Here is a 13,694-nt window from a genome sequence, read left to right as displayed (position 1 = left end):
GATCGGCACTCGCTTTACGCGCACCGCCGTCCTCACCGGCCCGTGACCGGGTGACCGGCCAGAACACGACAGCCAACGGGGCAGCGATGACCACAGAATCCCCTGGGCGTACCAGCGCCACAGCACACGAACCCGGCATCCTGCTCGTCGACGATATGGAGGACAATCTCGTCGCACTGGAGGCCGTGCTCGGCGTGCTCCAGGTGCCGCTGGTGCGGGCGCGCTCGGGCGAGGAGGCGATGCAGGCGCTGCTGCGGCGGGAGTTCGCGCTGGTCCTGCTGGATGTGGTGATGCCGGGGATGGACGGTTTCGAGACAGCGCAGCGCATCAAACGGTGCGAGCAGACCAAGGACGTCCCGATCATCTTCCTGACCGGGGCCGAGACGGCACAGGACAGCGGGTACGCGTACCGCGGGTACGCGACAGGTGCCGTGGGCTACTTGACCAAACCGTTCGACCCGTGGGTGCTGCGCACCAAGGTGGCGGTCTTCCTCGATCTGCACCGCAAGAACCGCGAGTTACGGCAGTTGCGCGAGGAGGAGCAGCACCGGCTGGACGACTTCGCCGGCCGCCTGGCAGCGGTCGAGAGCCACCTGGCGGCCGGCAGCACGCCCGACACCGCCCGCCTGGCCCGCGATGTCGCTGCGCTGGCAGACGCGTTGGATGAGTTGCGCGGCGCCTGACAGCCGCCTGGGAAGGGGGTGCCCCTGCCCGGCGTCTGCAGACTGCCGGTGCTTTGTGGCTGATCGCGCAGTTCCCCGCGCCCCTAACGGGGCGCGTCCCCGTCAGCGTTCGCGCGCGCCGTCGTACATCTCCTCGATCAGGTCGCCGAACTCCTTCTCCACCACCGGGCGCTTCATCTTCAGGCTCGGGGTCAGTTCGCCGTGCTCGATGTCGAGATCGCGGGGCAGGATCCGGAACTTCTTGATCGTCTGCCAGCGCTGCAGCCCCGTGTTGAGCTGTTCGACGTAGCCGTCCACCAGGCTGCGCACCTGCTCGGAGGCGACCACCTCGGCGTAGGGCTTGCCCTTGAGGTCCTCGTGGTCCGCCGCCCAGGCCGTGATGGCGGGCTCGTCCAGCGTGATCAGGGCGGTGCAGTAGTTCCGGCCCGCGCCGTGCACCAGGATGTTGGAGACGTACGGACAGATCGCCTTGAACTGGCCCTCCACCTCGGCAGGCGCGATGTACTTGCCGCTGGAGGTCTTGATCAGGTCCTTCTTGCGGTCGGTGATGCGCAGATAGCCGTCGTCGGACAGCTCGCCGATGTCGCCGGTGTGGAACCAGCCGTCCTCCTCGAGGACTTCGGCGGTCTTCTCGGGCAGCCCGTGGTAGCCCAGCATGATGCCGGGGCCGCGCAGCAGGATCTCGCCGTCGTCCGCGATCCGCACCTCTGTGCCGGGCATCGGCTTGCCGACGGTGCCGGTACGGAAGTTGTCCGTGCGGTTGCAGAAGCTCGCAGCCGACGACTCGGTGAGCCCGTAGCCCTCCAGCACGGGAATGCCCGCGCCCGCGAAGAAGTAGCCCAGATCGGGTGCGAGCGCGGCCGAGCCGGAGACGCAGCCGACCATCCGGCCGCCGAACGCGTCCCGCAGCTTGCTGTAGACGAGCCGGTCGGCGATGGTGTGCTTGACCTTGAGCCCGGTGGGCGCGTCGGCCACCCCGGTGCGGCGCTGGTTGTCCTGCGTCGTACGCGCGTACTCACGGGCGACCTCGGCCGCCCACTGGAAGATCTTGTACTTGGCGGCCCCTCCGGCGCGCGCCTTCTGCGCGACACCGTTGTAGACCTTCTCGAAGATCCGCGGCACCGCGCACATCTTCGTCGGCTGGACGACCGGCAGATTTTCGATGATCTTGTCGACCCTGCCGTCCACGGCGATGACGTGCCCGGAGTCGATCTGCACCGAGATCAGCATCTTGCCGAAGACATGCGCCAGCGGAAGCCACAGGTACTGCACGTCGTCCTGGTTGAGCAGGCCCGTCTGCGGGACCGCGCGGGCCATGTACGACCAGGCGTCCTGTGCCAGCCGGACGCCCTTCGGCTTTCCTGTCGTACCGGAGGTGTAGATCAGCGTGGCCAGCTGGTCGGAGCGCAGCCCGTGCACGGTCTCGGTGACGGCGTCGGGGTGCTTCTCCCGATAGGCGGTACCGCGCCGCTCCAGCTCCGCGAAGGTCAGTACCCAGTCGCCCTCGGCGTCCTCGGCCGTAGGCTCACCGTCGATCAGCACGACATGCGCGAGGTTCGGCAGCTCGTCCCGGTGCGCGCGGACCTTCGCGAGCTGGGTGGGGTCCTCGGCGATCAGCACCCGGCTGTCGGAGTCGGCGAGGATGTAGGCCGTCTCGGAGTCGTTGGTGCTGGGGTAGACGGTGGTCGTGGCCGCGCCGGCGCACAGAATGCCCAGGTCGGAGAGGATCCACTCGATCCGGGTGCCGGAAGCGATACCGACCCGCTCCTCGGGACGCACACCCAGGTCCATCAGCCCCGCCGCGATCGAGTAGACCCGCTCGGCCGCCTCGCGCCAGCTGTAGGAGCGCCACTCGTCGGGCCCCTCACTCTCACCCGCGGGGCGGATCAACGGATAGCGGTACGCCTCCGCGTCGGGGGTGGCCTCGACCCGCTCCAGGAAGAGCGTCGCCACGGAAGGCGGCCGGTTCTCGATCAGGGACTGTGTGTCGCTCACGACATCCTCCGGGACCCGCGTCCTGCTTGTCGTCCTGCTTGGGTTGCGTCCTGCTTGACTGCGTCCAGCTTGGTTGCGTCCTGCTTGTGGGGCACGCACGCCTCGTCGGGCTTGTGGGGGATCGCACGGCGTGTGGGGGGCGCGCGCTTGTCGACTCGCTTGTCGACGCACTTATTGACTCACGAGTAACTACTGGGCAATGATCAGAGTAAAGGCAGCAGCCCCCTTACGTAAGGGGTCTGCCGCTACGTAAGGGGGCTGCTGCTGAGTGCTGTCGCGACGGGCCGCCACAAAAGGACGCGCCGCCGCAAAAGGTACGCGGCTACTTCTTGGCCTTGGCCTCGCCGGTGCTGTCGTCGCTGGACAGCGCCGCGATGAACGCCTCCTGCGGCACCTCCACACGCCCGACGACCTTCATCCGCTTCTTGCCTTCCTTCTGCTTCTCCAGCAGCTTCCGCTTACGGGAGATGTCACCGCCGTAGCACTTGGCGAGCACGTCCTTGCGGATGGCCCGGATCGTCTCGCGGGCGATGACGCGGGCGCCGATGGCGGCCTGGATGGGCACCTCGAACTGCTGCCGGGGGATCAGCTCGCGCAGCTTGTTGGCCATCCGGGTGCCGTAGGCGTACGCCTTCTCCTTGTGGACGATCGCGGAGAACGCGTCCACCTTGTCGCCCTGCAGCAGGATGTCGACCTTGACCAGGTCGGCCGTCTGCTCGCCAGTGGGCTCGTAGTCCAGCGAGGCGTAGCCGCGGGTCTTCGACTTCAGCGCGTCGAAGAAGTCGAAGACGATCTCCGCCAGCGGCAGCGTGTAGCGCAGCTCGACCCGCTCCTCGGACAGATAGTCCATGCCCTGCAGGTTGCCGCGCCGCGACTGGCACAGCTCCATGATCGCGCCGATGAACTCGCTGGGCGCGATGAGCGTGGCCCGTACCACCGGCTCGTGCACCGTGGCGAGCTTCCCGGTCGGGAACTCGCTCGGGTTGGTCACCACGTGCTCGGTGCCGTCCTCCATCTCGACGCGGTAGATCACGTTGGGCGCCGTGGCGATCAGGTCGAGGCCGAACTCGCGCTCCAGCCGCTCGCGGATCACCTCCAGATGCAGCAGTCCGAGGAAACCCACCCGGAAGCCGAAGCCCAGCGCCGCCGAGGTCTCCGGCTCGTAGGTGAGCGCGGCGTCGTTGAGCAGCAGCTTGTCCAGCGCTTCACGCAACTCGGGGTAGTCGGAGCCGTCCAGCGGATACAGCCCCGAGAACACCATCGGCTTCGGGTCCTTGTAGCCGGGCAGCGGCTGCTCGGCGCCCTTGGTGAACAGGGTGACCGTGTCACCGACCTTGGACTGGCGGACGTCCTTCACGCCGGTGATCAGATAGCCGACCTCGCCCACGCCCAGCCCGTCGGCGGGCGTCATCTCCGGCGAGTTCGCACCGATCTCCAGCAGCTCGTGGGTGGCACCGGTGGACATCATCCGGATCCGCTCGCGCTTGCTGAGCATGCCGTCGACAACCTTGATGTAGGTGACGACACCTCGGTACGCGTCGTAGACCGAGTCGAAGATCATCGCGCGGGCCGGCGCCTGGGCGTTCCCGGTCGGCGGGGTGACCTGGCGTACGACGTGGTCCAGCAGCTCCTCGACGCCCTCCCCGGTCTTGGCCGAGACGCGCAGCACCTCCTCCGGCTCACAGCCGATGAGGTGCGCCAGCTCGGCCGCGAACTTCTCGGGCTGGGCCGCGGGCAGGTCGATCTTGTTGAGCACGGGGATGATCGTGAGGTCGTGCTCCATCGCCAGATAGAGGTTGGCGAGGGTCTGCGCCTCGATCCCCTGCGCGGCGTCGACCAGCAGGATGCAGCCCTCACAGGCCGCCAGCGAGCGGGAGACCTCGTAGGTGAAGTCGACGTGCCCCGGGGTGTCGATCATGTTCAGGACGTTCGGGGCGTCCGGATTGTCCGTGGGCGCCCAGGGCATCCGCACGGCCTGGGACTTGATCGTGATGCCCCGCTCGCGCTCGATGTCCATACGGTCGAGGTACTGCGCACGCATCTGCCTCTTGTCCACGACGCCGGTCAGCTGGAGCATCCGGTCGGCAAGCGTGGACTTGCCGTGGTCGATGTGCGCGATGATGCAGAAGTTACGGATCAGCGCCGGGTCGGTACGGCTCGGCTCCGGCGCGTTCGTTGGGGTCGCGGGCACGCAGTGTCCTGTCGGTTCTGGCCTGTCGGTTTCGGGCTGTCGGGTCTTGCGGCTTTTCGGGGTGTCGGGTCTCGTGGCGTTTCGCTGTCGGTCTTGCGGCGAGGTCCCGGACGTGTCCCCGTCCGGTCGCGCAGACCGGTCGCACGGAGACGCCTCCGGGGGGCGTCCCGGACGCTTTCGGGGGCCCGTACGGGCCCGCCGAGACGGTGGTCGAGACGGTGTGTCGCATCCCATGGTCCCATGCGCGCGCGGTACCGACCGATTGGGAGGGCCGGTACCCCGGCTGGTAGCCTGAGCGACTGTGCCTTATGGCACTGGACGGTGCCTGTCGGCACCGGCGTTTGAAACTCCGAACCGCAAAGGCTCATTCGTGGCGAACATCAAGTCCCAGATCAAGCGGATCAAGACCAACGAGAAGGCACGGCAGCGCAACAAGGCCGTGAAGTCCGAGCTGAAGACCGCGATCCGTCGCACCCGCGAGGCCGTGGCCGCCGGTGACGCCGAGAAGGCGCTCGAGGCCCAGCAGCTCGCCGCCCGGAAGCTCGACAAGGCCGCCAGCAAGGGTGTGCTGCACAAGAACAACGCTGCCAACAAGAAGGCGGCGCTGGCCAAGCAGGTGGCCTCCCTCAAGGGCTGACCACCTCGTCGCAGCTTCTCTCAGCTCGTCGGTCTCCCGACCGCTCGGACGTTGTGAGGCGGGCCCTCTCTCATCCGCCGTACGCCCGAGCAACCGCTTGAGACAGCGCGCCGCACGCGGCCTGCGTTCGCCACGCGGGTGCGGCGCACCACACAGTACGAAGCGAGGCCCCGTCCCGAGCCCCTCCCCAGGGCTCCGGGACGGGGCCTTCGCCATGCGGGGGGCCTGGTGTACGGCGCGTTCGGGGTGCCGCAGGTGGTGGCTCGGTCAGCGGTTGCCGGTCCAGCGAGTCGGGGAACCGCCCGGCGGGAGGGGGCGGTGGCACGCTCAGCGGGAGCGGGACAGTGACTGGCTCAGCGGGAGCGGGGCAGGGACTCGCTCAGCGGGAGCGGGGCAGCGACTCGCTCAGCGGGAGCGCGCGACGCCCGTTCAGCGGGAACCGGACAGTGGCTCACTCAGCGGGAGCGCGCGGCGCCGGCGATGGTGACGACGGCCTTCTCCAGCGCGTACTCGGGGTCCATCCCGCCGCCCTTGACGGCCGCGTCCGCCTCGGCGACAGCCCGCAGCGCGGCGGCCACCCCGTCCGGCGTCCAGCCACGCATCTGCTGCCGCACCCGGTCGATCTTCCACGGGGGCATACCGAGCTCACGCGCCAGATCGCCCGCCCGCGCTCCGCGCGGGGCCCCGGCCAGCTTGCCGATGGCCCGCACCCCCTGCGCCAGCGCGCTGGTGATCAGCACCGGCGCGACCCCGGTGGCGACGGCCCAGCGCAGCGTCTCCAACGCCTCGGCCGCCTTCCCCTCGACGGCCCGGTCGGCGACGGTGAAGCTGGACGCCTCCGCACGGCCCGTGTAATAGCGCCCGACCACCGCCTCGTCGATGGTGCCCTCGATATCCGCGGTGAGCTGGGCACAGGCCGAGGCCAGCTCGCGCAGATCGCTGCCGATGGCATCCACCAGCGCCTGGCACGCCTCGGGCGTCGCCGCCCGGCCCAACGCGCGGAACTCCCCCCGGACGAACGCCAGCCGGTCGGCGGGCCTCGTCATCTTCGGGCACTCGACCTCGCGTGCCCCCGCCTTCCGTGCGGCATCCAGCAGGCCCTTGCCCTTGGCGCCGCCCGCGTGCACCAGAACGAGCGTGATCTCCTCCACCGGGGCCGTCAGAAACGCCTTCACGTCCTTGACGGTGTCAGCGCCCAGGTCCTGCGCCCCGCGCACCACGACGACCTTCCGCTCGGCGAAGAGCGAGGGACTGGTCAGCTCGGCCAGCGTGCCGGGCTGGAGGTCCCCCGGCGCCAGGTCCCGCACGTCCGTGTCGGCGTCGGCGGCACGTGCGGCGTCGATCACGACCCGCACGGCACGCTCGACGAGCAGCTCCTCCTGCCCCACCGCCACGGTCACGGGGGCGAGCGGATCGTCCGAGGTCTTCCTACGCGTACCAGCCATCGCGACCAGCATCCCACGCCGCACCGACACCGCCGCCTGCGGAGCGACCCTCCACCAGCCACCCTCCGGGTGCCATTGAGAGAATGCCCCGGTGAACGACGTACGTCATGTGCTGGTACTGCCCGACAGGGACGCGGCCGAGGAGGTCGCCGAGCAGCTGGAACTGCGCCTCGAGCCAGCCGAGGAACCCCGACTCGTCCGGGAGGCGCTCGCCGGGGAGGACGACGCCGAGGACGCCCAATGGCTGGTGGTCCTCGAAGACCCGCACGCCGACTACGACCCCGCCATGCTGGACTCCCTCGCCGCAGCCCACGAAGGCTGGCTGGAACGCGACTGACCCGGCTGGTGCTGCCAAGAGCGAGCGGGCGGTGACCCTCTGCGCCCCGTGACGGCGGTGCGTGCTCCCCCGTCCCCGGGCTGCCCCGCTGGGTCACCACTGCGGGGGTGCCGTCCGGGCGCCGCGTCACCGCCAGCGCCCCGTTCCGGTCCGTCCGCGCCACGAGAGCTCCCCCGGCAGCCAGCGCACCCAGCGTCTCGGGGGCCGGATGCCCGTACGGGTTCTCCCGGCCCGCCGACACCAGAGCCACCCGCGGCCGGAGCCGCCGCAACAGCGCCGGATCCTGGAAGCGCGAACCATGGTGGGAGACCTTGAGCACATCGACCTGCGGCAAGCCCGGCCGGGCGGCCAACAGCGCCTGCTGCGCTCTCGGTTCGAGGTCACCGGGAAGGAAGAGCCTGAGGCCCGACGTACGGACGAGCAGCGTGACGCTCGCGTCGTTGGCGCCTCCGCCTTCCTCCCCGTCGTCCTCGGACGGCGGCAGCTGCGGCGGCGAGGGCTGGGGCGGCAGCCGGGGCTGGGGCGGCGGCTCGGGCTCGGGCCACACCACCTCCCAGCGCAGATCCCCCGCCTTTCGCTGCTCCCCCATGTGCGAGGCGCGCACCGGCACTCCCGCCCGCCGGGCCGTCCGGCGCACGAACTCCGCCTGGTCCGACGGCTCCTCCAGCCCGGTCGTCCGGATCGCTCCCACGCTCCGCCCCCGCAGCAGCCCGGAAAGCCCCGCTACATGGTCGGCGTGGAAGTGGGTCAGCACGAGCAGCGGGACCGTACTCACCTCCAGCTCGCGCAGGCACCGGTCGACAGCGGCAGGCTCGGGCCCCACGTCCACCACGACTGCCCCGCCCGCGCCGCCCCGCTCCCCGTCCACAGCCAGCACCAGCGCGTCCCCCTGCCCCACGTCGCAGGCCACCATCCGCCACCCCGTCGGCGGCCACCCGGTGAACGGCCGCACCAGCGGCACCGGGCGCAGGACCGCCACCAGCAACCCCAGCACGCAGGCCGCGCACAACCACGGCCGGTACGGCAACGACAACCGCGCCCCCACCAACAACACCCCGGCCAGCACGACCGTGAGCCCCAGCGCACCCGCCCACGTACCGGGCCAGCCGATCTCCGCACCGGGCAGCCCCGCGCCCGTTCTCGCGATGCCCGCGATGGCCCGCACCGGCCAACTCGCCAGCCAGGCCAGGCCCTTCGCCACGGGCATCGCCACCGGCGCCGCGGCCAGCGCGGCGAACCCCAGCACCGTGGCCGGCGCGACCGCGAATTCCGCCAGCAGATTGCACGGCACCGCCACCAGGCTGACGTGCGCGGCCAGCACCACGACCACCGGCGCACACGCCGCCTGCGCCGCAGCCGCCGCGGCCAGCGCTTCCGCCGCTCTGCCCGGACAGCCGCGCCGCCGCAGCGCCTCCGACCAGCGCGGCGCCACCGTCAGCAGGGACGCCGTGGCCAGCACGGAGAGCAGGAAGCCGAAGTCCCGCGCCAGCCAGGGGTCGTAGAACACCAGCAGCAACACCGCCGCTGCCAGCGCGGGCAGCAGCGAGCGCCGCCGTCCGGTGCCGATCGCCCACACCGTGATCAGTCCGCAGGCCGCCGCCCGCAGCACGCTTGGTTCCGGCCTGCACACCACCACGAAGCCGAGCGTCAGCAGCGCTGCCACCACCGCGGTCGCCCGCAGCGGGAGACCGAGCCGCGGCGCAAGGCCCCCTCGCTCCGCCCGGTGCGCACGGCCCGGCGGTCCGATGAGAACCACCAGCAGCACGGAGAGGTTTGCTCCGCTCACCGCCAGCAAGTGCGTCATGTCCGTGGCCCGGAAGGCATCGGCCAGCTCCGGGCTCAGCCGGGAGGTGTCCCCGACCACCAGCCCTGGCAGCAGTCCCCGCGCATCCCCGTCGAGCCCCTCGCTCGCCTCGCGCAGCCCTGCCCGCAGCTCACCCGCCGCCCGCTGCACGGCAGTTGGTCCGGCAACGATCTCGGGCGCACCGGGCCCCACCCGCAGCACCGCCGCGATGTCCTGGCCCCCTCGCCGACCGGCGGCAGGCGGCGCCGCCTCGGCCTGCACCCGGAGCCTGGTCGAGGGCAGCACCCGCAACCACGCGGCCCGCGAGGTGTCGGCCGTCGCCTGCCCCCGGCCCCCGGCGCCGTCCTGCTCCAGCCGGACAAGGAGCAGCACCGGCGTACGCAGACGGGTTCCGGCGCCGTCCTCGCCCACCAGCGCGACCGCTTCCGCGGGGACCACCACCATCCCGGCCAGCTGCCGTGCGCCCTGCGTCCTGGGCCGCGTCATCCTTGGATCCTTGGTGACAGTGACCTCGACGGTTGCCCGCGCATGGCGCTCCGCCAGCCCGGGTAACGGCCCTCGATGCAGGTCGGCAGCGTGCAGCGCCGCGCTGCCACCCGCAGCCGCGGCGCACAGCAGGGCGCCTGCTGCCCCCACCAGCAGCGTCCGGCTTCCTCGCCGGAGCCGGACCCGTCGCCCGACGGCACCTTGCGTCGCATCCGGCAGCCTTCCGGGCCTCCCGTTCCGTGACACCGCGGCCGCTGCGGCGCCGCCCCTGACCGCCCAGCCCAGCAGCACGAGCCCCGCGACCCCGCACAGCGCGACGCCGATCACAGCACGCTCCGCGGAAACACCCAGGGCCAGGGCAGCTGCGGCCCATGCCGCCAGGGCCGGCAGCACCAGCCGCAGGTCCGTCGGCTCTTCCCGCACCGGCCGCCCGTTGGCCGTCGCCAGGTCCGGTCCAGGCGCCCCGTCCCAGGCACCGGGGGCCGCCCTTCCGTCGCGCCGGTGCGGTCCGGCCCGGGCCCCGGCTGCCGGTCCGGAGCTGCTCACGGCGTCACCTGCGGCTTGATGTCCGCGAACCGCTTCTGCCCGATGCCGTTGACTTCCTGAAGCTGGTCGACGGAGCGGAAACCACCTTTCTCCGTGCGGTAGTCCACGATGTGCTGCGCCAGGACGGGTCCGACACCCGGCAGGCTTTCCAACTGCTCCGGGGTCGCCGAGCTGAGGCTGATCAGCGCGCCGGATGGGCCCCTCGCGCTCCCTGAGCCGGCCGCACCACCCGCTGCGGAGCCCGGTCCCGGCGCCGAGCCCCCCGGCGCGGCGCCGACGGCGGATCCGCCCCGGCCGGGCGCGCCCACCACGATCTGCTCACCGTCCACCAGCAGCCGCGCCCGGTTCAGTCCGCTCGTGTCCGCCCCCTTGCGCAGCCCGCCGGCGGCCTCCAGTGCGTCAGCTACCCGGGAGCCCGCGGGCAGATGCTGCACACCCGGTTCGCGCACCTTCCCCGACACGTCCACCACCAGCCGCTTGCCCCGTGCGGCTCCCTGGGCCCCAGGGGCTGCCCCGCCCGCGACGGGTGCCGCTGATGCGCCGCCGCCCTCCCGGGGGCGCCCGGAGGGACCCTCCGCGCTCGGCGTACTCGGGACCGCCACGCCCTGGGGTCGCCCGGTCCAGAAGTGGTGGACGGCGAACCCGACAGCGACCAGCAACACCAGGCAGAGCGCCACCAGGGTCTTCGGCTCGATCCCACACCTCACCCGCAGCCACACCGGCAGTCGGTCCTCAAGAGCGAGCCTCCAGCGCTCCCTCCACGACAGCCGGGCCGACGCCTCGTCCAGTGGCTCTAGCCCCTCCTCCCGCCGCTCTCGCCGCTCCTGCTGCCGCTCGGTGAAGAAGCCGCCGCCCACCCGCCCCGGTTCGGAGCCGTCCCCCGGCCCCAGCTCCGGCTCCGGCCCCAACTCCGGCTCCGGCCCCAACTCCGGCTCCGGCTCCGGCTCCGGCCACGGCTCCCGCCCCTCCCGCTCCCGTCCCGGCGCCGGTACGGGGCTCGATGGGCCGACTGGGCCCGCGTCCCCCTCCCGTTGGTGCCTGCGCTCCCGGCCGCGCCGCACGGCGGTACGTGCCGCCGCGATGGCATCGGCACGGGCCATGACGGGGAGGTCCGGCTCATCGGCAGGTCGCTCGATGGCGGGCCGCTCGACGATGGGCCGGGTCCTCGTACGGGGCTCGGGCGCAGGCGCTGCCTCGGGCGCCGGCTCCGTCAGAAGCGACCGGGCACGCTCCGCAGCACGAGGCTCGGGAGCTGACGGACGCAAGCGCCGTGGCGTGCGGTGGGCACCCCGTCGGCCCGGGCCCGTGCTCGGGGCCGCGCGAGGGCCTCGGGGCGGCCGACGGCGTGCGGGGCGACGGGTCCGGGTACCGACGCCCGGGTCGTCAGCTCCCTCGCTCGCCGCCCGCTCCCCCTGCTGCCCACCCGGCTCGCCGTCCCTGCCCCGGACGGTCTCGCGATCCGGGCCCCGGCCCTCAAGACCGCCCCGCTCCTCGTTGCCGCCCGCGACGGTCCGTCCGCCCGCAGCGATCCGTCCACGCCCGGCAGTCCGTCCGCCCCCGGCGGTCCGTCCATCCCCGGCGGTCCGTCCGTCCCCGTCCGTTCGTCCGTCCCACATCTCGTCCGGCGGCCACCCACCCGCAGGCCGCGGACGTGCTGTTTCTGCTGCTCGTTCGCTCATGCCCACCGACGGTAGGCAGTCGGCACCCACCGCGGTGATCTTGCTCGATTACCGTGGATAACCCGCGAGTTGTGGATAACTCCCTCACTCATCTGAGGGAAAGTACGGCCCCCAGCAGTCCCGGACCGGTGTGGGCGCCGATGACCGCGCCGACCTCGCTCACATGCAGCTCGCGCAGGCCGGGCACCCGTGTGCGGAAGCGCTCCGCGAGCTGCTCGGCACGTTCGGCGGCGGCGAGATGGTGTACGGCGATGTCTACCCGGGCGTCTCCGGCCCGCTCCACCACGATTTCCTCGAGCCGCGCGATGGCCTTGGAAGCGGTTCTGACCTTCTCCAGCATCCCGATCCGGCCGTCAGCCACCTCGAGAAGCGGTTTGACGGCGAGCGCGGAGCCCAACAGCGCCTGGGCCGCGCCGATGCGGCCACCCCTGCGCAGATACTCGAGCGTGGCGACGTAGAAGACCGCAGAGGTGCCCTCGGCGCGCTTCTCGGCAGCCGCGACCGCCTCGTCCAGCGACGCACCCGCCTCGGCCGCCTCCGCAGCAGCCAGCGCGCAGAACCCCAGCGCCATGGCCACCACTCCGGTGTCGACGACGCGCACGGGCACGGGCGCCTCCCTGGCGGCCAGCAGCGCGGCGTCGTACGTCCCGGAGAACTCGGCCGACAGGTGCAACGAAACGATTCCGACGGCGCCCGCCTCGGCCGCGGCTCGATAGGTGCGCGCGAAGGTCTCCGGGCTGGGCCGGGAGGTAGTGACCGGGCGCCGCTCGCGCAGCGCGGCCGCCAGCGAGCGCGCGGAGATATCCGTGCCCTCCTCCAGGGCTTCCTCACCGAGTACGACGGTCAGCGGCACGGCTTCGATTCCATGCCGTCGCAGCGCCTCGGGCGGTAGGTAGGCGGTGGAATCGGTGACGATCGCGAGGGGGCCGTGCATGGAACGGAGGGTATCGGGCGGGCGAACGGAGCGCTTCAGGAGGCGTTCCGAGGGCGGCGCTTCCCGAACGCCGTCACCGAATCCCTCCGGCCGGCTGTCGGATCCGTCAGCGACGGGTCGAGGCCCTGCCCGGACGGCCCCAGCTCGGGCTGCGCAGGCTGCGCGGCCGACTGCCCGGCGGCGGAGGGCGTCTCCGTGGCAGGCGACGAGTCCTCGGCAGGCGACGAGCCACTGCCGGACGCATCCACCGGTGAGCTGCCGACAGCTGAACCGCCGACGGATGAGGCGCCCGCCGACGGGTCGCTCGCCGGGCCGGGGGTCCAGTGCCGCAGGGCGCCGGACTCGATGTCGATCCGGTCGCGCAGTGCGTTCAGCCCCTCGGCGTCGAACTGGCGTGCCCGGTCCTGCGCGGCGTGGCGCAGTGAGTCCGCGGACTCCTTGATGTGCCGCATCCGTTCCCGTGCCTCGGGCAGTCGGGAGGCGACCCGGGAGTGGTCCGGCTCGCGCTCCATCAGCAGCCGCAGTTCGCCATCCAGGTGGCGGGCGTGCTCGTGGAGCTTGTCCAGAAGGTCGACGGCTTCGGTGAGACTCGGGTCGTTGCGGGCGCCTGCCTCCAGCTCGGCACGTGTGCTGTCGATGGAGGCGCGCAACTCCAGGCGGATGCGGGCGGCTTCACCGACCGGCCCGGGCTGTACGGAGCGCGCCTTGAGCACGGTCTCCTCCGCCGTGCGCCGGACCTGCGCCCCGGTACGCTCCACGCCCCGCTTGACCGCCCGCACGACCCGCAGCGTGACGACTGTGCCGAAGATGAGGACGGCCAGTGCAAATACCAGGCCGATGACGACTGCCACGTCCACAGGTCGCTCCTCTGTCGTCCGTCCGTGAGCCCGTCTCCGTTCAGCGTAAACGGCCGGGGGCTGCTCCTGGTTCCTCAGAACCCAGAGCAGCCCACGCGAA

At 71.9% G+C, this 13,694-nt stretch carries 9 protein-coding genes and 1 pseudogene; 3 read left to right on the top strand and 7 right to left on the bottom strand.

Going from position 1 to position 13,694, the window contains the following annotated elements; translation table 11 throughout:
- Nucleotides 1-86: 86 nt before the first annotated feature.
- On the top strand, nt 87-683 hold the full coding sequence (locus tag ACTWQF_RS23170; protein ID WP_443281556.1) for a response regulator: 597 nt from the start codon (nt 87-89) through the stop codon (nt 681-683).
- A 102-nt stretch (nt 684-785) separates the two neighbouring features.
- Here ACTWQF_RS23170 and ACTWQF_RS23165 read toward each other — a convergent pair whose 3' ends face one another.
- Together ACTWQF_RS23165 and lepA are read right to left on the bottom strand one after the other, a co-directional pair.
- Nucleotides 786-2,678 (bottom strand): AMP-dependent synthetase/ligase, encoded by a 1,893-nt coding sequence (locus tag ACTWQF_RS23165; protein ID WP_443281555.1) that lies wholly within the window; start codon nt 2,676-2,678, stop codon nt 786-788.
- A gap of 322 nt (nt 2,679-3,000) precedes the next feature.
- Nucleotides 3,001-4,869, bottom strand: coding sequence for a translation elongation factor 4 (gene lepA / locus ACTWQF_RS23160; RefSeq protein WP_443281554.1), 1,869 nt, complete (start codon nt 4,867-4,869; stop codon nt 3,001-3,003).
- A gap of 370 nt (nt 4,870-5,239) precedes the next feature.
- Between lepA and rpsT the strand changes: the two genes are divergently transcribed.
- Nucleotides 5,240-5,506: a 30S ribosomal protein S20 gene (gene rpsT, locus ACTWQF_RS23155; protein ID WP_443281553.1), complete on the top strand. Its 267-nt coding sequence runs from the start codon at nt 5,240-5,242 to the stop codon at nt 5,504-5,506.
- 455 nt (nt 5,507-5,961) lie between these two features.
- On the opposite strand, the gene holA is transcribed toward rpsT, so the two are convergent.
- Nucleotides 5,962-6,951, bottom strand: coding sequence for a DNA polymerase III subunit delta (gene holA / locus ACTWQF_RS23150; RefSeq protein ID WP_443281552.1), 990 nt, complete (start codon nt 6,949-6,951; stop codon nt 5,962-5,964).
- A gap of 91 nt (nt 6,952-7,042) precedes the next feature.
- Here holA and ACTWQF_RS23145 point away from each other — a divergent pair, with 91 nt between their 5' ends.
- Nucleotides 7,043-7,288, top strand: coding sequence for a hypothetical protein (locus ACTWQF_RS23145; RefSeq protein ID WP_443281698.1), 246 nt, complete (start codon nt 7,043-7,045; stop codon nt 7,286-7,288).
- 124 nt (nt 7,289-7,412) lie between these two features.
- Here ACTWQF_RS23145 and ACTWQF_RS23140 read toward each other — a convergent pair.
- The 4 genes and pseudogenes from ACTWQF_RS23140 to ACTWQF_RS23125 all read right to left on the bottom strand — a co-directional run.
- Nucleotides 7,413-10,076 (bottom strand): annotated as a pseudogene (locus ACTWQF_RS23140) (ComEC/Rec2 family competence protein); the annotation flags it as partial.
- A 44-nt stretch (nt 10,077-10,120) separates the two neighbouring features.
- Nucleotides 10,121-11,224, bottom strand: a complete 1,104-nt coding sequence (locus tag ACTWQF_RS23135) for a helix-hairpin-helix domain-containing protein (protein WP_443281551.1) — start codon at nt 11,222-11,224, stop codon at nt 10,121-10,123.
- Between the two features lie 667 nt (nt 11,225-11,891).
- Nucleotides 11,892-12,737 (bottom strand): DegV family protein, encoded by an 846-nt coding sequence (locus tag ACTWQF_RS23130; protein ID WP_443281550.1) that lies wholly within the window; start codon nt 12,735-12,737, stop codon nt 11,892-11,894.
- 35 nt (nt 12,738-12,772) lie between these two features.
- A complete protein-coding gene (locus ACTWQF_RS23125; protein WP_443281549.1) occupies nt 12,773-13,594 on the bottom strand; it encodes a hypothetical protein in 822 nt (273 codons plus the stop codon).
- Between the last annotated feature and the right edge of the window lie 100 nt (nt 13,595-13,694).

It is taken from the genome of Streptomyces sp. 8N114 (genome assembly GCF_052245835.1).
Lineage (GTDB): Bacteria > Actinomycetota > Actinomycetes > Streptomycetales > Streptomycetaceae > Streptomyces.
Note: the sequence above shows the minus strand (reverse complement) of the source record. Positions and strands in the feature narration are given on the sequence as shown.